Consider the following 20,531-nt stretch of genomic DNA (forward strand, 5'->3'; position numbering starts at 1 on the left):
TGTGATGGTCTCAGATCTTCGAGACCTGGTTGAACGAGAGCTCCACAGGAGTCTCGCGGCCGAAGATCGACACGAGCACCTTGAGCTTCTGCTGCTCGGGGCTGATCTCGCTCACCGAGGCGGGCAGCGTGGCGAACGGGCCGTCCATGACGGTGACGGACTCGCCGATCTCGAACTCGACGGCCGGGCCGGCGGCGGCCTTGGTGGTGGCCTTCTTCGTCTCCTCTGTCGGCTCGGGCGCCAGCAACTTGGCGACCTCGTCGAGGCTCAGCGGGCTCGGCTTGTTGGACAGGCCCACGAAGCCGGTCACGCCAGGCGTGTTGCGGACGGCGGCCCAGGACTCGTCGGTGAGCTCCATGCGCACCAGGACGTAGCCGGGCAGCACGCGCTCCTTGACCGGGACCTTCTTGCCGCTCTTGAACTCCTGGACGGTGTGCGTGGGCACCTCGACCTGGTAGATGTAGTCCTCCATGTTGAGCGACACGTTGCGGCTCTCGATGTTGGACTTCACGCGGTTCTCGTAGCCGGCGTAGGAGTGGATGACGTACCACTCGCCGGGCAGCCCGCGCAGCGACTCCTTGAACTCCTCAACGGGGTCGACGTCGGGAAGAACCGAACCGTCCTCGACGGCGGCGGCCTCTTCGTCAGCCGCCTCGTCGCTCTCCTCGACCTCGGCCTCCTCGGACGCCGCCGCAGCGGACTCCTCGGTGGCCTCTTCCAGCTCGCCGTCCCACTCTTCGCGGGACTCGCCGGCCGGAACTGAAGACTCGGACACGGTGACTCTTCCTCTTTCGTGGTTTCGAATGGCGACTCCGTCAGGCGATCACCGGCGAAGTCTTCGGTCAGGATCCGCCGAAAACGCGGAGGACCGCCCATCCTAGGGCGCTGTCGAGCCCGTACACGATCGCGACCATGATCAGAACGAAAACCAGAACGACCGTGGTGTAGGTGACGAGATCCTTACGAGTCGGCCAGATGACCTTACGAAGCTCGTTGACGACCTGCCGGTAGAAGAGGGCAGGGGTGGTGCGGGTCTTCTTCTCGCCGCTCGGCTTGTCTGCGGTCTCGCCGCGCGTGTCGATCGCCACAGTCCTCACCTGATCAGTCGTATCCAACGCAGTTTTGCGGCGCGCTCTTACACGCCATTATTGCGCGGACCGCACTCGCAGGGCACGAGGGACTCGAACCCCCAACCGCCGGTTTTGGAGACCGGTGCGCTACCAATTGCGCCAGTGCCCTATGTCGTAGACCAGACTACCCTGATCGACTCACTGCCTGGACCGAACCGCTCGCCGACATGCGGCGGAAGGACCAGGCGAAAGCATACGGGTCATTGCCCGTCACGTCGAACCAAAACCTGATCCCCCAGGTCACGCGCGTGTGGCGGCCCCGTGGGACCATGGACGCATGTCCACCCGACCCCGCATCTCCGCGAGAATTTCCGCGATTTCCGAGTCCGCCACGCTCGCCGTGGACGCCAAGGCGAAGGCGATGAAGGCGGCCGGGCGGCCCGTCATCGGCTTCGGCGCGGGCGAGCCCGACTTCCCGACGCCCGGCTACATCGTCGAGGCCGCGGTGGAGGCGGCCCGCGATCCGCGCTTTCACAAGTACACGCCGGCCGGCGGCCTGCCGGAGCTGAAGAAGGCGATCGCCGAGAAGACGCGCCGCGACTCCGGCTACTCCGTCGAGCCCTCGCAGGTGCTGGTCACCAACGGCGGCAAGCAGGCGGTCTACGAGGCGTTCGCGACGCTGCTCGACCCGGGTGACGAGGTGCTGGTCGTCGCCCCCTACTGGACGACCTACCCCGAGGCGATCAAGCTGGCGGGCGGCGTCCAGATCGACGTCGTGACCGACGAGTCCACCGGCTACCTCGCGACCGTCGAGCAGCTGGAGGCGGCGCGCACCGAGCGTACGAAGGTGCTGCTGTTCGTCTCGCCGTCCAACCCAACGGGCGCGGTCTACTCGCGCGAGCAGACGGTGGAGATCGGGCGCTGGGCGGCCGAGCACGGGCTGTGGGTGGTCACCGACGAGATCTACGAGCACCTCGTGTACGGCGACGCCGAGTTCACCAGCATCGCCACGGCCGTGCCCGAGCTGGGCGACCAGGTCGTGATCCTCAACGGCGTGGCCAAGACGTACGCGATGACGGGCTGGCGGGTCGGCTGGCTGATCGGGCCGTCCGACGTCGTCAAGGCGGCCACCAACCTGCAGTCGCACGCCACCTCGAACGTCTCCAACGTCGCCCAGATGGCGGCGCTCGCGGCGGTCTCCGGCGACCTTTCGGCGGTGGCGGAGATGCGGGCGGCCTTCGACCGGCGGCGGCAGACGATGGTCAAGATGCTCAACGAGATCCCGGGCGTGTTGTGCCCGGAACCTAAGGGGGCGTTCTACGCATATCCCTCGGTCAAGGAGCTGATCGGCAAGGAGCTGCGCGGGCGGCGGCCGCAGTCGTCGAGCGAGCTGGCCGAGGTGATCCTGGAGGAGGCCGAGGTGGCGGTGGTGCCGGGTGAGGCGTTCGGCACGCCGGGCTACTTCCGGCTGTCGTACGCGCTGGGCGACTCCGACCTCGTCGAGGGCGTCAGCCGCCTCGGCAAGCTGCTCGCCGAGGCCCGCTGAGGCCGACGAGCCCCAGGGGGCCACGCACCGGAAGAGCCTCCAGGAGGCGACGCACCCCGAAGAGCCTCCAGGGGGCGGCGCGCTCAGAAAAGCGCGTGCCGAGGGGTCAGCCCGCCGTGATGTCGGCGGCGACGGGCTTGATCTCGCCGCTGAGGCCGGGTGTGGCGCCGATGTAGACGGCGGTGCCCGGCCTCTCCAGCCACATGAAGCAGCGCACGCCCGTCCGCGTGGTCCAGCGCAGGGCGGGCTTGCCGCCGTACAGGGTGAGCGTGGCCTTCGCGACGAGCGTGACGAACTGCTCGGCCGTGCGCGGGCCGCAGACCACGCCGACGTACAGCCGCTCGTCGTTGTCGCTCCAGATGCGGCCGCGCACCTTGAGCGGGCGGCGCAGCGAGTCGAGGCGGCTGAACGTGCCCGCAGGGCTGAGCCCCGCCGGCGACTCCGGCAGCCGTATGCCGGGGCCGTCGCAGGAGAGCACGGTGCCGTACCTGCCGGTGAGCGCCGGTTTGGGCGCGGGCGAAGTGGTGGTCGGCGACGCCACGGGAGGAGCGCCGCCGACGCCGCATGACACCAGCGCGAGCATGACGAGCACCGCAGCCGGCCGCCGCATCCACACCCCCCTTGACATGACCGATGACCGGAGTAAACCGGGGTAAAGGTCTTTAGTCTCCTACAGCAGCCCTGATGGAGGCGGCAAGAGCGAGCAGCTCGCCGCCCAGCGACTCGCTGACCCGGATCGACACGCCCGTACCCGGACGTTCCAGCCAGGCGATCATCCGGCCGCCCTGCGGGTGCCTGCCGGCCACCGCGGGCCTGCCGCGCACGGCGGTGGGGCGGGCGTCACGTACCGCGATCCCGCCGCGGAACCGCGCCCAGTCCAGAGCCGCCGCGCCCCGCGTCACGCGGGCCTCGACGAACCCGCCGGCCGCCGAGGCGAACCGCGCGGTGCCGCCGTCGCCGCCGGTCCGTACCAGGCCGCCGGGCAGGTACGTGAGCCACAGCCGCTCGGAGACGACCGCGACCGTCTCAGCGGGCCCTGGAACCGCCACGGAGCCCGCTGCGGGCGGAGTCGTGGCCGGGAGGGGCGCGGGGACGGGCAGGGGCTCGGGGGCACGTATCGCGGCGCGCGGAACGCGTCCGAACCCCGACGAGAAGATCGCGTAAATGGCCAGCGCGGCCGCCGCGAAGGAGAGCGCCGCCAGCGCTCCGCGCCCGGCTTGTCCCAGGTCGCGCCGCGACGGCGGGCGTACGGGCGCCAGCGCTCCGCGCCCGGCTTGTCGCAGTTCGCGCCGCGACGGCGGGCGTACGGAACGACCTGCGTCACAGACCGCGTCCGGCCGGCCGCTCGACCTGGATTCTTTGCTCCCCCACACTCGCACCGGTGGCAAGATATGCCAATGCCACGGCCTCTGCACGCGCTTCCCAAGGCCCACTTGCACCTGCACTTCACCGGTTCGATGCGGCACGCCACGCTCATCGAGCTGGCCAGGGAGCAAGGGATGCATCTCCCCGACGCGCTGGAGCAGGACTGGCCGCCCAAGCTGCGGGCCACCGACGAGCGGGGCTGGTTCAGGTTCCAGCGGCTCTACGACATCGCCAGATCCGTGCTGACCAAACCGGAACACGTCTACCGGCTGCTGCGCGAGACCGCCGAGGACGAGGTGGCGGCGGGCTGCCAGTGGCTGGAGATCCAGGTGGACCCGTCGGGCTACGCGCAGCGCTTCGGCGGGCTGACGGCCACGCTCGAGCTGATGCTGGACGCGGTGGATCAGGCGGCCGCGCACACCGGCATCGGCATCGCGGTGATCGTGGCCGCCAACCGCACCCGGCACCCGCTCGACGCGAACACCCTGGCCCGCCTGGCCTCCCAGTACGCCGGCAAGAACGTCGTCGGCTTCGGCCTGTCCAACGACGAGCGGCGCGGCCAGGCGCGCGAGTTCGAACGGGCCTTCCGCATCGCCAAGCGTGCCGGGCTGCTGTCGGTGCCCCACGGCGGCGAGCTGATGGGGCCGCGCAGCGTCGCGCAGTGCGTGGACGACCTGGGCGCCGACCGGGTTGGCCACGGCGTGCGCGCCGCCGAGGACGAGCGGCTCATGCAGCGGCTCGCCGACCGGCAGATCTGCTGCGAGATCTGCCCCACGTCGAACGTCGGGCTCGGCGTCGCCGAGGAGCCCAAGGACGTGCCGCTGCGCAAGCTGTTCGACGCGGGGGTGCCGATCGCGCTGGGCGCCGACGACCCGCTGCTGTTCGGCACGCGGCTGCTGCGCCAGTACGAGCTGGCCAGGGAGGTCTACGAGTTCTCCGACGCGGAGGTGGCCGAGCTGGCCCGCCAGTCCATACGGTCCTCGACCGCACCCGAGTCGGTGCGCAAGGAGCTGCTCAAGGGCGTGGACGACTGGCTGGCCGGCTCACCCGAGTGACTCCGCGATCCTGACGGCCTCCTCCTTGCTCTCCAGCCCTTCGAGCCGGAGGGTGAGCATGCCGTGCTGCCAGATCAGGGTGGGCCCGGCCTGGCGCAGCGGCACCTCGGTGCCGTCATCCCGCTTGATGTAGCCGAGCGGGTGCTCGCCCTCGATCCACCACGCGGTGCGCCCGCCGACCTCGGCGAAGTCCGGGTACGGCGGGCCGAGCTTCTTGAACATGATCGGGTCCATCGTGCCGACGAACTGGTCGAGCCTGATCCCGCCCGGCCAGAACATCGACACGACCCGGCCGCCGTCGCTCACCGTGGTCCGCCGCGGCGGGCCCAGCGCGGCCGGGGTCCTCGCCAGGCGGGGCACGTCGGCGGGTGCGACCGTGTGCTCGCCCGGCAGCGGCGCCGTCGTGGTGACCGGCGGCGGCGTGGCGTCGCCCACCCGCAGCTCGATCCCCGCGAACCGCAGAACGCGCTCCACCGCCGCCCTCCCCTGCGGGGTGGCCGCGACCAGCGCGGCGACCGCCACGACCACGGCGGCCGCGACTTTCCACCGCGCCGGTCTCATCCGCCGCCGCCTCTCCGGCACGTCTTCCGTGCCGCCTGCTTGTGAGGTGTCCGGTGCCGGGGTGGTGAGGCGGGCGCGGACGGCGGCGGCGACGTCGGCAGGCGCCGGGGCCGGGGGATCAAGGAGGTCGCCGAGGGCGCGCAGCTCGGCCTCGATCGCCTCGTACTCCGCCTGCTCCTCGCGCCGCTCAGGCCGTGCGTACGGCTCGTCGCCCTCGTGCGGGTCACGCGAGCTCATCGCCCACCTCCTCCCTCAGCCGGGCCAGCCCCCGGTGGGTGCTGGACTTGACGGTGCCGATGGGCCAGTCGAGCACCTGCGCGGTCTCCGCCTCGCTCAGCTGTAAGAAGTACCGGCAGACCACGGCCTGACGTTCCCGATCAGGCAGGGCGCGGACGGCGGCGAGCAGCCGGGTGCGGCGGTCGGTGGCGACGGCGGCGCCTTCGGGGTCGTCGGGCGCGCGCACATCTTCGCCGGCGGTCAGCCGCAGCGCGAGGTCGCTCCTGCGTCCACGGGCGCGGGTGAGGTTGTGGGTCTCATTGGCTACGATGCGCAGCAGCCAGGGTTTGAACGGCGCGCCGGGGCGAAAGCCGGCCAGATGGCGAAACGCCTTGACGAACGCCTCCTGCACGACGTCCTCTGCCTCGTCGCCCGCGCCGAGCATGGCGGCCGTGCGGTGGGCGAGCGTGCTGTAGCGGGCGACCAGCACCTCGTAGGCGGCCAGGTCTCCCTTGAGCGAACGGGCGATCGCCTCGTCGTCGTCCATGCCGTCTCGGATTCCACCGCATCACGGGCGGGGTGGGAAGGGAGTTTCGCTGATCGTGTCATCCTGGTGACCGGCGTGGGCATTAGACTCTGGCAATCCATGTGCCCCTTGAAGGAACGGGATTATGTCTTCTGGGTATGACCGTGTAGTGCAACCGGCGGCCGGTGACGAGGCCCTGGAGAACCACCTCGGTGGGGACGAGGCCAAGAACTACCGGCAGTACGAGTTCGACATGGTCGCCCCGCACGTCGGGCGTTCGATGCTGGAGATCGGCTCGGGCCTGGGGCACTTCGCCGAGCAGTTCCTGCCGCGGCTCGACCGGCTCGTGGTCAGCGACTTCGACCCCTACTGCGTCGAGCAGCTCGAAAAGCGCTTCGCCGCCCGCGACGACGTCGAGGTTTTGCAGTTCGGCCTGCCGACCGACATCCCGCTGCGGGACAAGGTCGACACGGTCGTCATGATGAACGTCTTGGAGCACATCGAGGACGACGCCGAGGCGCTGCGCTCGCTGGCGCGCGTCACGTTGCCGGGCGGGCGCATCGTCATCTGGGTGCCCGGCTACATGCAGCTGTACGGCGACTTCGACCGCAAGGTGGGACACGTGCAGCGCTACACGCCGAAGACGCTGGCCACCACGGTCGCCAAGGCCGGGCTCGACGTCGAGGTGCTCAAGCCGATCAACTTCCTGGGCGGCATCGCCTGGTGGGTCGCGGTCCGCCGGGGCGGCGTCGGCTACCCCGACCCCCGGCTGGTGAAGATCTACGACCGCACGGTGGTGCCGATGACGCGGCTGATCGAGCGGTTCGTGCGCCCGCCGTTCGGCCAGACGGTGTTCTGCGTCGCGCGCGTGCCCGTGCCCAAGAGCTGAGCGAGAACTGAGCGGAAACGCGTCAGGCCGCCCCCTTCGGGTGCCCTGGGGCGGCCTGACGGGTCTACGTGATCGGGCCTACTTGATGGAGCCGGCGGTCAGGCCGCCGACCACCTTCCGCTCGATCAGAGCGAACAGGATGATCACCGGGATGGTGGCGATCACCGAACCGGCGAACAGGTTCTGCCAGTCCACCTGGTACTGCCCGATGAACGAGTTGAGCGCCACGGGCAGCGGCTGGTTCTCGGGGGTCGTGGTGAGCGTGAGCGCGACCACGAACTCGTTCCACGCGGCGATGAACGTGAAGATCAGCGCGGTGATGACGCCCGGCATGGCCAGCGGCAGCGTGATCCTGAACAGCGCGCCGAAACGGCCGTTGCCATCGATGAACGCGGCCTCCTCCAGCTCACGCGGGATCGAGGAGAAGTACGCGTTCAGGATCCACACCGCGAACGCGAGGTTGAACCCGCCGTTGACGAGGATCAGCGCCCAGATCGAGTCCACGAGCCCGAACTGGAAGAACTCGCGGTAGATGCCGACCACCATGGCGGTGGGCTGGAACATCTGCGTGATCAGCACGAGGATCAGGAACGCGGTGCGGCCGCGGAAGCGGTGGCGGGCCGTGTAGTACGCGGCGGGCAGCGCGACCAGCAGTACGAGCAGCGTCGCCCCGGCCGCCACTTTGATCGTCACCCACAGGTTCCCGGCCAGGCCGCTGCCCCAGAACTCGGTGAGGTTGCTCCACACCCATTCCTCTGGCCAGAACGTCACGTCGCGCAGCGACTCCTGCGAACGCAGCGAGGTCAGCAGCATGACCACGTACGGGAACAGGAAGATGAACGCGATGACGTACGCGGTGGCCGCGATGAGGACGGTCTTGAGCCGCGGCGTGCTGTTCGGGCCGCGTACCGTGCGGGGCTGGGAGCGCCGCTCGACCGGGGCCGGCGCGGTCTCGACGGCCATCACGCCACCTCCCTGTTCCACCGCGACACCCGCAGGAAGATCACGGTGAGCACGATGACCATGCCGAAGTTGACCACGGACATGGCGGCGGATTCGCCGATGTCGGAGCCCTTGAGGATGTACATGAAGATCGTCGAGGTGGCCGTGGAGTAGCCGGGCTGCCCGTGCGTCATGGCCCAGATGATCGGGAAGCTGTTGAAGACGTTCATGACGTTGATCAGCGTGGCCACGGTGAGCGCGGGACGCAGCAGCGGCAGCGTGATCGACCAGTACGTCCGCAGCCGCCCGGCTCCGTCCATCTTGGCGGCCTCGTAGACGTCGGCCGGGATGGTGGCCAGGCCGGCGAGCAGCGCGTACGTCGTGAACGGCACCGACACGAACACCGCGACGAAGATCAGCCACGGCATGGCGGTCGAGGCGTCACCGAGCTGGTCGGCCGAGGCCCCGCCCATCGCGTCGATCAGCCCGAGTTTCAGCCGGATCTGGTTGATCACGCCGACCTCGGGGTCGAGCATCCACTTGAAGATGATCGCGGTCATCAGCACCGAGGCGGCCCACGGCGCGATGAGCGCCCAGCGGGCGACCTTGCGCAGCGGGAAGTGCTGGTTGAACAGCTGGGCCAGGGCGAGCGAGACCAGCACGGTGAGCGCGACGACCGCGATCACCCAGATGACGCTGCGGACCATGATGTCCGCGAAGTCCTTCTCGGCGAAGAGCTTGTCGTAGTTCGCGAGCCCGGCGGAGCCGCGTACCACGCCCAGACGGCTGATCTCGAGGAACGACGACCTGATCATCTCGATCACGGGCCAGAGGACGACCAGGGCGATCAGCGCGATGGCGGGCCCGACCCATACGAGGGGTTCGAGGGCGCGCAACCTTCTCATCAGTCACCTTTCCAGGACGGTACGGCCGGCGACGCGCCGGCCGTACCTTGGTCCTGCTGGATCAGCCGGCGGCCGACTCGGCGGTCTTCTGCAGCTCACCGAGGACCTTGGCGGGGTCGTCCTTGACCGCGCCGCCGATGGTCTGCTTGATGGCCGGGTTCACCTCGGCCCACTTGGGGTCCTGGAAGGGGTAGAAGCTGGCGTTGGGCAGGGCGTCGAGGAACGGCTTGAGCTTCTCGTCGCCGGACAGCTTCTCGATGCCGCTCTTGGTGACGGGCAGCAGCTTGTAGGTGTCGGAGATCTTCTGGGCGGCGTTGCCGGTGTAGAAGAAGTCGAAGAACTTCTTGATCTCGGCGGCGTGGCCGTTCTTGTTGAACGCCATGATCCAGTCCATGACGCCGAGCGTGGTGTCGAGCGGGCCGTTCTTGCCCGGGATGGGCGCGACGCCGTAGTTCTTCAGCCCGGCCGCGTCGAAGATCGGGATGGACATGGGGCCGCCGTTGACCATGCCGACTTTGCCCGCGCCGAAGTCCTCCCAGACCGTCTTGCGGTCCTTGGTGCCCGGGTTGGGGGTGGTCAGGCCGGCGTCCACCAGGCCCTTGATGTAGGTGAACGTCTCGACGTTCTGCGGGGAGTCGATCGCCCAGTTGCCGGAGGCGTCCTTGTAGCCGCCGCCGTTGCCCAGCATCCACAGGAACGACTCGGCCTGGGCCTCCTCCTGGCCGAGCGGCAGGCCGAACGGCTGGGTGACGCCGACGGCCTTGAGCTTCTCGGCGGCGGCCTTCAGCTCGTCCCAGGTTTTCGGCGGCTCGGCGATCTTGGCTTTGTCGAACAGGTCCTTGTTGTAGAACAGCGCGCGGGCGGAGGAGACGAACGGGATGCCGTACGCGGTGCCGTCCACCTTGCCGAACTCGGCGAACTTCTCCAGCAGGTCGCCGGAGACCTCGGGCGACAGGACCTCGTCCACCTTGTAGAGCAGGCCGTCCTTGACGAAGCCCGAGTAGTCGCCGGTCTGCAGGATGTCGGGCACCTGACCGTTCTGGATCATGGTGGCGACCTGCTTGTCGATGTCGTTCCAGTTGATGACCTGGACGTCGACCTTGATGTTCGGGTTGGCCGCCTGGAACTCGTCCACGACGCCCTTCCAGAAGTTCTCGCCCGAGTTCGGCTTGCCGGGACCGTCGCCGTAGTCGGCGGCGACCATCTTCAGCGTGACCTGGCCGTCGCTCGCCTGGGAGTCGTCTGCGCCGCCGCCGGCGCCGCCACCGCAACTGGACAGGACCAGCATGGTCGCGATGCCGAGAGCGGCGCCGCCCACAAGCTTGATGTTCACTGCAGATACCGCCTTCTCGTCCTACTCGCCGGACGGGTCGAGCTGGTCCGTACCAGTTAGGCCGACCCAGCCCAGAGGGATGTGGCACGCGAGTCACGGCTTGCCCGCGTTTTGCGTCAGCGTAAGCCTGAGATAAGTGGCCGGTCTATACCGGTCCGTCTCGTTTTTGCAACACCTGACGAAAGGCGGGATCACAACCGGTCTAGACCGGATGTCAGGAGATCTTCCTCCGGACGCTCTCGCCGCCCTCCGGCGTGCCGATCCACGGGCCCTCGATCGACGGGTCGAGGATGCCCTCCTCCAGGAACGTGTAGCGGCCGTCCAGCACGTACCCGGCAAGGCGTACGTCCTGGTTGTCGGTGTTGTCCCAGAGCCTGGCGAACAGCGCGTCCACCCGGCGCCTGGCCTGGTGGCAGAAGGTGTCGGCCAGCTCGTACGGCCGCCGCCCCAGGTCCCGCGCGTCCTCCTCGGCCTTGAGGCAGGCGGCGGTCATGGCGTACAGCTCGGCCCCGATGTCCACGATGCGCCCCAGGAAGGACTGCCTGTGCTCCAGGCCGCCCTGCCAGCGGGACATGCCGTAGAAGGTGGACCTGGCCAGCTTCCTGCTGGTCCGCTCCACGAAGCGCAGGTGGGCGGCGAGCGGGCCGAACGCGGCGTACGAGGTGGGCAGGTTGCCCGTACCGGCGACCAGGGTGGGCAGCCAGGTGGCGTAGAAGCGGCCGGCCCGGCGCAGCGCCTGGGCGCGCTCGTGGCGGCCGGCGTCCGGGTTGATCAGCTCGCCCGCGGCCGTCAGGTGCGCGTCCACCGCCTCCCTGGTGATGGCCAGGCGCATGATCTCGGACGAGCCCTCGAAGATGCGGTTGATGCGGGAGTCGCGCAGCATCTGCTCGGCGGGCACGCCGCGCTCGCCCCGTGCGGCCAGCGACGCGGCCGTCTCGTAGCCGCGCCCGCCGCGAATCTGGACCAGCTCGTCGAGCACCCGGTACGACAGCTCCGACGCGTACAGCTTGGCCAGCGCCGCCTCGATCCTGATGTCGTTGCGCCGGTCGTCGGCGAGCCTGCTGGTCAGCTCGCAGACGGCCTCCAGGGCATACGCACTGGCCGCGATGAAGGCGATCTTGGTGGCGACGGCCTCGTGCCGCCCGACCTGGCGGCCCCACTGCACGCGCGCGCTCCCCCACTCGCGGGCGATCTTGACCGCCCACTTGGCGTTGCCCGCGCACGTGGCGGGCAGGGAGAGCCTTCCGGTGTTGAGCGTGGTGAGCGCGATTTTGAGCCCTTCGCCCTCCTTGCCGATGAGATTCCTGGCGGGCACCCTGACCTGGTCGAACACGGTGACGCCGTTCTCGATGCCGCGCAGGCCCATGAACTCGTTGCGCCGCTTGACCATGATGCCCGGCGTGTCGGCCTCGACGACGAACGCGCTGATCTTCTTACCGGTCCTGGCCATGACCACCAGCAGATCGGCGATGACGCCGTTGGTCGTCCACAGCTTGACGCCGTCGATCACGTACTCGTCGCCGTCGCGTACGGCAGTGGTGGCCAGGCGCGCCGGGTCGGAGCCGACGTCGGGCTCGGTCAGCAGGAACGCGGAGATCTCCCCCGCCGCGCACCTGGGCAGGAACTCGCGCTTCTGCTCCTCGGTGCCGAACAGCTTGAGCGGCTGCGGCACGCCGATCGACTGGTGCGCCGACAGCAGCGTGGCCAGCGCCGGGCAGTAGGAGCCGACCAGCATGAGAGCGCGGCAGTAGTACAGGTACGGCAGGCCGAGCCCGCCGTACTCCTCCTTGATCGTGATCCCGAACGCGCCGAGCCGCGCCAGCCCTTTGACCACGTCGTCGGGCACCTGCGCGGTGCGCTCGATGAGCTGGGGATCGACGTGGGCGTCGAGGAAGCGGCGCAGCGACCTGACGAACTCCTCGCCGCGCTTGGCCGCGTCGCCGGGCGGCGTGGGGGCCGGATGCACCAGGTCCAGCCGATAGTCGCCGAGGAAGAGCTGCTTGGCGAAGCTGGGACGGGTCCACTCCTTCTCGCGTGCCTGCTCGCCGACTTCCCGGGACTCCGCGTACTTGGCGTGCTCGGTCATGGCACCTCCGGACGTTGCGCCGTTCTGTGCTCATGGGTACTGCCCGCCGTGATGGCACCCTGTCGCCGTTATAGCCCGATTTCACGGGAACGGCGAGCTTTGCGACGCCACCTGGGCGCGAGAAAGATGTCCGGCGCGAAGCAGCTCATCGGCCAGGTGCGGGGCACCGGCGAGGCCGCCGACGGGTTCATCCGGGTCACGGCCGGAGCGGGCGGCGTCCTGACCGGCATCGATCTGAACCCGCGTCTGCTCCGCCTGTCCCCCGCGGTCATCGGCCGCGAGCTGACGAAGGCGATCCAGCAGGCACAGGACGACGCGGCGCGGCGCTCGCAGGAGATCGTGGACGGCGTCGCCCCGCACGTCGCGGCCCTGCCGGAGCCGCTGGACGAGACCTTCGTCCGGCGGCGCGTGGACGCGGCGATGCGTGACCTGAACGGGGGAGATCTGTGAGATTCGGCTACGAGATCGACAAGAGGAACAACCGTCCTGAGGACATCGACCGCGCCACCGAGCAGGCCGCGCGGCGTCGCTGCTGGACGAGGTCCCCGCGCTGCTCGCACACCCGCGTAACCAGGTGCGGTTCTTCGCCATCACGTTCGTGCTGTTCGCCGCCGAGGAGCCGGAGGACGCTCCGGTCCTCGCCCAGGCCATCACCCTGAGCCGCGATCCCGACACCGCCGTCCGGTGGAAGGTTCTGCACTTCCTGGCGATGGCCTCGACCGAGCAGCTCATGGCCGGGCTGTCGCAGCTCACCGATCCCGAGCTCCGGCGGCACACCGAGGCGCTGATCGCCGCCGACACCGGCGAGCCCGACCCCGGCGAGGTGGTCGCCGGGCTGGCGAGCGACGACCCGGTGGCCCGGCTGTTCGCGGCGGCGATCGCGGCCCGCATGGCCGAGGACGACCCGGCGCTGCTGCGCCATGCCGCCCGGTCACGCGACGAGCAGATCAAGACGTTGGCGGAGTGGCGGCTCGGCCAGCTGGAGGAGTAGCGTCCGCGCGAGCCGCCACTGTCGTGGCGGCTCGCGCACGGATACGGAGCACCGGCACGGACGGCTCACACACTCACAGACGCCGCATACCGACACGGACGGCTCACACGCTCGCGGGCGCGGGGCGGCGGGGGATGGCGGCGTAGCTGATGGCGAGGGCGACGAGGCTGAGCCCGGCGGCGGCCAGGCCGAGCCAGCGCAGCCCGTCTGCCGCCACCAGGCCGCCGCCCAGCGCCGACCCGGCCGCGATGCCGATGTTGAATGCGCACACGTTCACCGACGTCGCGAGCATCGGAGCCTGACCGGCGTGCCGGAGCAGCAGGCTCTGCAGCGCGGGCGTGGTGGCCGAGGTCAGCACGCCCAGCGCCAGCACCACCACGACGGCGGTGCCCGCCCACGGCACGGCGAACGGGAACGCGGCCAGCACCACCGCCAGGCCGATGAACGTGCCGCGCACCGTGCCCGCGAGTGAACGGTCCGCGAGCCGCCCGGCCACCAGACCGCCGGCCAGGCTGCCCGCCCCGTAGACGAGCAGCAGCGTCGAGACCGCGCCGGGCCCGAGGCCGGTGATGCCGGTCAGCGCCGGCGCAAGGTAGGTGAAGACGGTGGAGGTCGCGGCCAGGCCGACCGCCGTGGTGGCGATCACGACCAGCACGCGGCGGCCGAGCACCGTGGCGATCTCCTCGCGCACGCTCGTGGCCGGCGCGTCCTGGCGCGGCAGCGCGGCGGCCAGCGCCCCGGCGACGGCGAGCGCCAGCGCGGCCAGCACCGCGAACGGCGTGCGCCACCCCGCGCCCTCCCCCAGCAGCACGCCGAGCGGCACGCCCAGCAGCGTGGCGGCGGAGAAACCGGCGGCGACGGCGGCGATCGCGCTGCCCGCACGGTCCGGCGCGACCACCCGCGTGACCATCATCAGCGCCACGGTCAAGAAGGCGGCGTGGCTGAGCGAGGCGACCACCCGCCCGGCGATCAGCACCTCGTACGACCCCGCCACCGCGCAGACCGCGTTCCCCGCGGCGAACAGCACCAGCAACCCCAGCGCCAGCCCCTTGCGCGGCAAGCGCACGGTCGCGATCGTCACCAGCGGCCCGCCGATCACGACACCGAGCGCGTACGCCGTCACCGCCTGACCCGCCGTGGACACCGAGACTTCCAGGTCGGCGGCCATCTGTGGGAGCAATCCCGCGATCAGATACTCGGACGTGCCGACCACGAACACGCTCGCCATGAGCACGGCCGGCACCAGCACACTGCTTCTCATGCGGGAACGCTAGAGTCTCACATGGATGTGAGAGTCAAGGCGCGGTGAGGGAGATCACATGCGGATCGGGGAGCTCGTCCGGCGCACCGGCGTGCACGAGCGGCTGCTGCGCTACTACGAGGAGCAGGGGCTGCTGCGGCCCGAGCGCTCGCCGAGCGGCTATCGGGAGTACACCGAGGCCCACGTCGAGACCGTGCGCCGCATCCGCTGCCTGCTCGCCGCCGGGCTGGGCACGTCCGCGATAGCCACCGTGCTGCCCTGCCTGGAGAGCGAGGGCGAGCGCCTCGCGCCCACCTGCCCGGACGTGCTGGGGCAGCTCCGCGCGGAGCGGGACAGGATCGACCGCGCGATGGAGGCCCTGCGCGAGTCGCGCGACGCCCTCGACCGCGTGATCTCCGCAGGGATGCGCGAAAGGGCCGGCTGACGCGGCACCCGCCTCCTGCGCACCGGACGCCGTCGTGCCCGGCCCGCACATCGGGCGCCGGCCTTTCCGGCATGCCGGATAAATAGGTTGCACGGGTTCCGAGCGCGCCCGTAGCCTCATGCGCATGGTCCTTTACCTGTGATTCGCGCCCGACGCGACCCGTCCGTCCCCCGTCCACTCAGTGACGCGGTAGCTGACGTCGCCCGCCGGCTCTCGATCGACATCGTCGAGCCGCGTCGCCGAATTACGTAAAGGAGCCTTTTATGCGCGCTCGCGCCACCAAGCACAACCGTCCGCACCTGCCCGTGGTGCGACCCATGCCCAAGATGCCGAAGCGGCCCATCATGCCGCCACGCCGCATCCCGCCCAAGGGGCGATAGAAGCCAACTACCGGGATGGGTAGTTAGAAGCGGGCGCCGCCTCCCCTTGTTACGCCTGGAGGCGGCGCCCGCACCGCTTCGGGAAACCGGTCAGAGCCGTTCGATGATCGTGACGTTGGCCTGGCCGCCGCCCTCGCACATCGTCTGCAGGCCGTAGCGGCCGCCGGTGCGCTCCAGCTCGTGCAGCAGCTTGGTCATGAGAATCGCGCCCGTGCCGCCGAGCGGGTGGCCGAGCGCGATGGCGCCGCCGTTCGGGTTGACCTTGGCCGGGTCGGCGTCCAGCTCGCGCATCCAGGCCAGCGGCACCGGGGCGAACGCCTCGTTGATCTCCACCACGTCGATGTCGTCGATCGACATGCCGGCCTTCTTCAGCGCCCGCCGCGTCGCGGGGATCGGCGCGGTCAGCATGTAGACCGGGTCGTCGCCCATGAGCGCGAGCTGGTGGATGCGGGCCCTCGGGGTCAGGCCATGGTCGCGTACGGCCTGCTCGGAGGCGATGAGCACGGCACCGGAGCCGTCGGAGATCTGCGAGGAGGTGGCGGCGGTGATCTGGCCGCCCTCCTTGAGGGTCTTCAGCGCGGCCATCTTCTCCAGCGTCGTGTCGGGCCGCGGGCCCTCGTCGTCCTCGACGCCGTTGATCGGCTCGATCTGGTCCTTGAAGTAGCCGTTGGCGATGGCCTTGGCGGCCCGCTGGTGGGACTCGAGGGCGTACTGTTCGAGGACGTCGCGGGTGAAGCCCCACTTCTCGCACATCAGCTCGGCACCGCGGAACTGCGAGATCTCCTGCTTGCCGTAACGCTCGACCCACTTGTCGCCGAACGGGAACGGCATGCCCATGTCGAGCGCCGCCTTGATCGAGGAGCCCATGGGCACGATGCTCATCGACTCGACGCCGCCCGCCACGACGAGGTCCTGCGTGCCGGAGAGCACGCCCTGCGCGGCGAAGTGGATGGCCTGCTGCGAGGAGCCGCACTGCCGGTCGATGGTGACGCCCGGAGTCGTCTCGGGGAGCCCGGCCGAGAGCCACGCGTTGCGCGCGATGTCCATGCTCTGCGGGCCGAACTGCATGACGCACCCCATGATGACGTCCTCGACCGCCTCGGGGTCGACGCCGGTGCGGTCGATCAGCGCCTTGAGGGTGTGCGCGGCCAGGTCAGTGGGGTGGACGGTGGACAGGCCACCCTTCTTCTTGCCGACCGGGGTGCGGACCGCCCCGACGATGTACGCCTCTGCCACAGTGCCTCCTGAGAACCGAGCATTATTCGGTTACTAGAGGCAGCGTACAACAGGATTTCATTCGGCCGCAGGTCGCTCCGGGGCCACGAGATCCTCCGCCGCGTCGATCCTGAACCGCCACCGATCCACCGCGATGCCGTTGAGCGACTCCGCCAGCTCCAGCGCCAGCGCGCCCAGCTTGACCGGCTCGGCGCCGCGCAGCTCGATCGCCGTCAGCTCGGTGGCGAACGGCAGCAGCTCCTCCGCGGCCGGCGGCTGCCCCGCCTGCGGCACCAGCACCGCCTTGATGTCGCCCGCCGTGAACGCGGGGCCGTCCTCCTCCTGCGCCAGGTGCGGCGACAGCTCCTGGGGCGCCGGGCGTACGGGGAGGATCACCGCGGGACCGCCCTGGTCGTCATCGGCGGGATCGCTCACCTCGCCCCGGCAGATCGCCAGCCCGCCCAGCCGGAACGCCAGGCCCTCGGCGAGATAGCGGTCGAAGTAGTTGAGCGGCAGCGGCCCCTCGGCGGACACCCGCACCGCCCACACCTTCTCCAGCACCCCGCCCGTCAGCTCGGGCTCGGCCTCGACCGGCGCGTGCACGCGCACGTCGGTGGCCACGATGTCGTCGCCGTCGAGCCGGGCCTTCGGGTCGGCGAGCCGGACCAGCCGCAGCAGCTCCGCCTGAGCCGGTTTCGCGGGAACGGCCGCCGTCGGGCCAGTTCGCAGTCTCCGCTTCGCCATCCAGCCCATGCCAGCCTCCGCGCTCAGCTTCGATAGGAGCTCGTCATCGTCGCGTAGACGATCAGGTTGTCGGTGTAGTGGCCAGTGGTGCGATCGTAGGTGCCACTGCAGGTGATCAGGTGGAGCTGCGCGTTCTGCTGGCCGCCATAGACGCGCTGGGTCGGGAACGTCTTCTTGTTCGCCTGCTCCACGCCACCGACGGTGAACACCGCGGTCGTCTTGTCCTGGCGCTTGACCTCGATGGTATCGCCGTTCCTGATCTCCTTCAGCCTGGCGAAGACCGCGGGGCGCGTACGCGTGTCCACATGCCCGAGGAGCACCGCGGGACCCGCCTCACCCGGCGTGGACATGTTGCGATACCAGCCCACAAGGTTGGGATTGTCCGGCGGCGGCACCTCGATCGTGCCGTTCTTCCGCAGGCCCACGGATTTGATCGGCGCGTTGACGCCGAGCCGCTTGATCACGATCCGCACCGGAGTCGAGGGCAGCATCGGCGGGGCCGGGTTGATCTGCGGCAGCGGAGGCGGCACGTTCGCCGGCGCCTGGAAGTACGCCTGCTCCTGCTGGGCGGTGCTCTTCGGCTGCGCCTGCAGGTCGAGGCTGTCGCGGCTGCTCTGCAGGCCGTACTCGGCCGGCGAGCGCAGCACGATCAGCAAACCGGCCACGACCGTGGCGACCCCGGCGATGGCCGCCACGATCAGCACCGCCCTCAGCGCCACGCTGCCCTTGTGCTCCGGAGGAGGAGGGACCGGAGCCTGGGCGCCGCCGTACGGGTAGTAGCCGGACACCGCGGATCAGCTCCTGATCGAGCGCCGGCGCAGGACCAGCCCGCCGATCGCGGCCGCCGCCACCAGCGCGGTGCCCGTCAGGATGAACAGCCGCCCGTCAGGGCCCGCCATGCCGCCCGCACCCGTGTCCGCGCCCGCCTTGGGGGTCTGGGAGTTCCTGGTGGGGGTGCTGGTCGAACGGGTGGCGCTCGGCGTGATCGTCACCGTCGCGGTGTGCGTCTGCGTCGGACGCGGGGTGGTCGTGGTCGGGCTCGGGCTCGGCGTCGGACTGGTGGTGCTGTTGCTGACCGTGAACGTGTAAGTCTTCAGGTCAGCCTCGTTCTGAACGGTGCACTCGATCATCGGCGTGTTACCGGTGCGGCTGTTCGCGCCGAAGTTGACCTTCGATGGCTTCACCGTGACCGTGCCCGCCGCGCTGGCCGTGGCCTTGACGTCGATGGCCGTGGTGGGAAGCGGAATCGGACTGTTGGCCGTGATCGTGCCCGTCGAACCTTCACCCGTCGCGGAGCTCAGGCCGGTGATGCCGGTCAAGGCCGCATAAGCGAAGATCTTCGGGCTGAGCGTCTGCCCGCTGGGAGCCGTCAGCTCCTTGCCGGTCGTGTAGGTGCCCTTCCACTTGATCGCGAACTGCTGGTTGACCCTGGCGGAGGTGGGCATGGTCAGCTCCACCTTGATCTCGACATCCTGCGTGTCGGTCGTCTCCGGGCCGACACACCTGTACTCGACGACGTCGGTGCCGGTGCCGCCGTTGTTACTACCCGTCTGGACGGGGATCGAGGTCTCAGTGGGCGTGGCGGAGCTGAAGGTGCAAGTCGTTCGCTCGCCGGCCACGGTGATGGTCACCGGCGCGTTGCCCACCTTCAAGACGAGATTGCCGCCCGTCGTCGCAGTCACATTGACCGTGGCAGTCATCTTCGGCGGCGTATATGTGCCGCCCTGGCTGACCGTCGTCGCTGTCCCGCTTCCTGAGCCCTCCAGCGTCGTGGGGGTACCGCCGGTCACGGAGAGGTCACCGCCGCTGGTGGTGACTGCGGCATTGGCAGCGATCGCCTTGGTGGCGGTCAGTGGGGAGAAGGTCCACTCGATCGTCGCGGGCTTGGACGGCTCCACCGACGTGGGAGGAGTCGCGGTTAAGACCATCGAGTTACTGCTCAGGTAGCCACCCGAGCACGTGTAGGTCATCTTCAGTGGCTCTGCTGCTGCGGCCTCAGCCGGCGACGACAGCGCAAAAACCGAGCCGACAAAGACCGCGAGCGTGCCTGCAAGCCCCAATGCGGACGTCTTCTGGGCGAGGCGGCGCCCCACCTGGGACATAAGCACGGGTCCTTCTCCGTTTCACAGCGGTGTCAACAGTCGTGCCAGAATTCCAGCCGTTGGTCACGGTCAGGTAGAGATCCTACGAACTGTCTCGGTCAACTTCCCGTAAACCGGCGAATCCACCCCAACTTTCCCACACTCACCCCTTCTTCTTGGACAGCGTCGCGTACACCACGATGTTGTCCGTGTAGTGGTGGGTCTTCTTGTTGTAGACCCCACCGCAGGTGATGAGCCTGAGCTGGGCGTCCTTGGTGTTGCCGTAGACACGCTTGGTCGGGAACGCGTTCTTGCTGGCCTGCTCGATTCCGCTGACCGTGAAGCGGGTGACCTTCCCGTCCGATCGGTACACGTAGATGTGGTCGCCCTTGGCCAGTTCGCGCAGGCGGTCGAAGACGGCGGGGCCCCTGCGGGTGGTGACGTGGCCGTTGATGATCGCAGGACCGGCCTCGCCGGGGACCGGTGAGTACTTGTACCAGCCGGTCCTGTTGGGCCGATTGAGCGGCGGCGTGCCGAGAGCGCCCTTCTTGTCCACCGTGACCGCGCCGATCGGGGCGTTCACCTTGATCTTGGGGATCTTGATGCGGGTCGGCCGCACCCGCGTGGTCTTGGTCTTGGGCTTGGGGATGGCCGGGACGATCGGCGCGGCCGCCGGCGGAGGCGGCGCGTCCAGGCGGGCCGGGGTCAGGGGCACGTTCTTGCCACCGGGCCCGACGGTCGGCGGGAGCACGAACGCGCCCGCGTTCTGCATCTCCACCGTCGTCGACTCCGCCTGCGCCACCACGCGCGGCTCGGAGCCGTCGTCCACCGGCGGCGCGAGCGACAGCAGGGTCACCATGACCAGGCCGACACCGCCGAGCGAACCGGCGACGAGCAGGCCGGGCATCGCCCGCTGCATCGGGGTCTTCTGCTCGGTCATC

General features: G+C 69.6%; 22 protein-coding genes and 1 tRNA gene. 6 read left to right on the forward strand and 17 right to left on the reverse strand.

The window, feature by feature from the left end:
• Positions 1–10 precede the first annotated feature (10 nt).
• The 3 genes from nusG to AB0K67_RS35055 form a co-directional block, all read right to left on the reverse strand.
• Entirely contained in the window at positions 11–775 is a 765-nt protein-coding gene (gene nusG, locus AB0K67_RS35045) for a transcription termination/antitermination protein NusG (protein WP_364068711.1), read from the reverse strand.
• Positions 776–842: 67 nt separating this feature from the next.
• Positions 843–1,088, reverse strand: coding sequence for a preprotein translocase subunit SecE (gene secE, locus AB0K67_RS35050; RefSeq protein WP_364068713.1), 246 nt, complete (start codon positions 1,086–1,088; stop codon positions 843–845).
• 78 nt (positions 1,089–1,166) lie between these two features.
• Positions 1,167–1,239 (reverse strand) — tRNA-Trp (locus AB0K67_RS35055).
• 168 nt (positions 1,240–1,407) lie between these two features.
• Between AB0K67_RS35055 and AB0K67_RS35060 the strand changes: the two genes are divergently transcribed.
• Entirely contained in the window at positions 1,408–2,616 is a 1,209-nt protein-coding gene (locus tag AB0K67_RS35060; protein ID WP_364068715.1) for a pyridoxal phosphate-dependent aminotransferase, read from the forward strand.
• A 106-nt stretch (positions 2,617–2,722) separates the two neighbouring features.
• Here the strand turns inward: AB0K67_RS35060 and AB0K67_RS35065 are convergent, their stop codons facing one another.
• Complete coding sequence (locus tag AB0K67_RS35065) at positions 2,723–3,226, reverse strand: hypothetical protein (protein WP_364068717.1); 504 nt, start codon at positions 3,224–3,226, stop codon at positions 2,723–2,725.
• Positions 3,227–3,278: 52 nt separating this feature from the next.
• Positions 3,279–3,995: a hypothetical protein gene (locus AB0K67_RS35070; protein WP_364068719.1), complete on the reverse strand. Its 717-nt coding sequence runs from the start codon at positions 3,993–3,995 to the stop codon at positions 3,279–3,281.
• Between the two features lie 18 nt (positions 3,996–4,013).
• On the opposite strand from AB0K67_RS35070, the gene AB0K67_RS35075 reads away from it, so the two are divergent.
• Positions 4,014–5,036, forward strand: coding sequence for an adenosine deaminase (locus AB0K67_RS35075; protein ID WP_364068721.1), 1,023 nt, complete (start codon positions 4,014–4,016; stop codon positions 5,034–5,036).
• On the opposite strand, the gene AB0K67_RS35080 is transcribed toward AB0K67_RS35075, so the two are convergent.
• Together AB0K67_RS35080 and AB0K67_RS35085 are read right to left on the reverse strand one after the other, a co-directional pair.
• Positions 5,025–5,834 carry a hypothetical protein gene (locus AB0K67_RS35080; RefSeq protein ID WP_364068723.1) on the reverse strand — a complete coding sequence of 270 codons (810 nt, stop codon included), beginning with the start codon at positions 5,832–5,834 and terminating at the stop codon, positions 5,025–5,027. The two genes, AB0K67_RS35075 and AB0K67_RS35080, sit on opposite strands and share 12 nt — an antisense overlap.
• Positions 5,821–6,360 carry an RNA polymerase sigma factor gene (locus AB0K67_RS35085; protein WP_364068725.1) on the reverse strand — a complete coding sequence of 180 codons (540 nt, stop codon included), beginning with the start codon at positions 6,358–6,360 and terminating at the stop codon, positions 5,821–5,823. The genes AB0K67_RS35080 and AB0K67_RS35085 overlap by 14 nt, the downstream gene beginning before the upstream one ends.
• A 124-nt stretch (positions 6,361–6,484) precedes the next feature.
• On the opposite strand from AB0K67_RS35085, the gene AB0K67_RS35090 reads away from it, so the two are divergent.
• Positions 6,485–7,228 (forward strand): methyltransferase domain-containing protein, encoded by a 744-nt coding sequence (locus tag AB0K67_RS35090; protein WP_364068727.1) that lies wholly within the window; start codon positions 6,485–6,487, stop codon positions 7,226–7,228.
• Positions 7,229–7,306: 78 nt separating this feature from the next.
• On the opposite strand, the gene AB0K67_RS35095 is transcribed toward AB0K67_RS35090, so the two are convergent.
• The 4 genes from AB0K67_RS35095 to AB0K67_RS35110 form a co-directional block, all read right to left on the reverse strand.
• The gene (locus AB0K67_RS35095; protein ID WP_364068729.1) at positions 7,307–8,191 is read right to left on the reverse strand and encodes a carbohydrate ABC transporter permease; all 885 of its coding nucleotides are present in this window, start codon (positions 8,189–8,191) and stop codon (positions 7,307–7,309) included.
• Positions 8,191–9,075 carry a sugar ABC transporter permease gene (locus tag AB0K67_RS35100; RefSeq protein WP_364068731.1) on the reverse strand — a complete coding sequence of 295 codons (885 nt, stop codon included), beginning with the start codon at positions 9,073–9,075 and terminating at the stop codon, positions 8,191–8,193. Before AB0K67_RS35100 ends, AB0K67_RS35095 begins: the two co-directional genes overlap by 1 nt.
• Positions 9,076–9,136: 61 nt before the next feature.
• Complete coding sequence (locus AB0K67_RS35105) at positions 9,137–10,408, reverse strand: extracellular solute-binding protein (protein ID WP_364068733.1); 1,272 nt, start codon at positions 10,406–10,408, stop codon at positions 9,137–9,139.
• Between the two features lie 214 nt (positions 10,409–10,622).
• Positions 10,623–12,494, reverse strand: coding sequence for an acyl-CoA dehydrogenase family protein (locus AB0K67_RS35110; RefSeq protein WP_364068735.1), 1,872 nt, complete (start codon positions 12,492–12,494; stop codon positions 10,623–10,625).
• A gap of 126 nt (positions 12,495–12,620) precedes the next feature.
• Between AB0K67_RS35110 and AB0K67_RS35115 the strand changes: the two genes are divergently transcribed.
• Positions 12,621–12,944 (forward strand): YbaB/EbfC family nucleoid-associated protein, encoded by a 324-nt coding sequence (locus AB0K67_RS35115; protein ID WP_364068737.1) that lies wholly within the window; start codon positions 12,621–12,623, stop codon positions 12,942–12,944.
• Between the two features lie 124 nt (positions 12,945–13,068).
• Positions 13,069–13,485, forward strand: a complete 417-nt coding sequence (locus AB0K67_RS35120; protein ID WP_364068739.1) for a hypothetical protein — start codon at positions 13,069–13,071, stop codon at positions 13,483–13,485.
• A 103-nt stretch (positions 13,486–13,588) separates the two neighbouring features.
• Here AB0K67_RS35120 and AB0K67_RS35125 read toward each other — a convergent pair whose 3' ends face one another.
• Entirely contained in the window at positions 13,589–14,746 is a 1,158-nt protein-coding gene (locus AB0K67_RS35125) for an MFS transporter (RefSeq protein ID WP_364068741.1), read from the reverse strand.
• 58 nt (positions 14,747–14,804) lie between these two features.
• On the opposite strand from AB0K67_RS35125, the gene AB0K67_RS35130 reads away from it, so the two are divergent.
• Entirely contained in the window at positions 14,805–15,170 is a 366-nt protein-coding gene (locus AB0K67_RS35130) for a MerR family transcriptional regulator (RefSeq protein ID WP_364068743.1), read from the forward strand.
• 470 nt (positions 15,171–15,640) lie between these two features.
• Here the strand turns inward: AB0K67_RS35130 and AB0K67_RS35135 are convergent, their stop codons facing one another.
• The 5 genes from AB0K67_RS35135 to AB0K67_RS35155 form a co-directional block, all read right to left on the reverse strand.
• Positions 15,641–16,786, reverse strand: a complete 1,146-nt coding sequence (locus AB0K67_RS35135; protein WP_364068745.1) for an acetyl-CoA C-acetyltransferase — start codon at positions 16,784–16,786, stop codon at positions 15,641–15,643.
• A gap of 57 nt (positions 16,787–16,843) precedes the next feature.
• Positions 16,844–17,509 (reverse strand): hypothetical protein, encoded by a 666-nt coding sequence (locus tag AB0K67_RS35140; RefSeq protein WP_364068746.1) that lies wholly within the window; start codon positions 17,507–17,509, stop codon positions 16,844–16,846.
• A 23-nt stretch (positions 17,510–17,532) separates the two neighbouring features.
• On the reverse strand, positions 17,533–18,297 hold the full coding sequence (locus AB0K67_RS35145) for a class F sortase (RefSeq protein ID WP_364068748.1): 765 nt from the start codon (positions 18,295–18,297) through the stop codon (positions 17,533–17,535).
• Positions 18,298–18,303: 6 nt separating this feature from the next.
• A complete protein-coding gene (locus tag AB0K67_RS35150) occupies positions 18,304–19,611 on the reverse strand; it encodes a hypothetical protein (protein WP_364068750.1) in 1,308 nt (435 codons plus the stop codon).
• A 142-nt stretch (positions 19,612–19,753) separates the two neighbouring features.
• Positions 19,754–20,530, reverse strand: a complete 777-nt coding sequence (locus tag AB0K67_RS35155; protein ID WP_364068752.1) for a class F sortase — start codon at positions 20,528–20,530, stop codon at positions 19,754–19,756.
• Between the last annotated feature and the right edge of the window lies 1 nt (position 20,531).

The sequence above is a fragment of the Nonomuraea sp. NPDC052634 genome (assembly GCF_040678535.1).
In the GTDB taxonomy this organism is placed as follows: domain Bacteria; phylum Actinomycetota; class Actinomycetes; order Streptosporangiales; family Streptosporangiaceae; genus Nonomuraea; species Nonomuraea fastidiosa.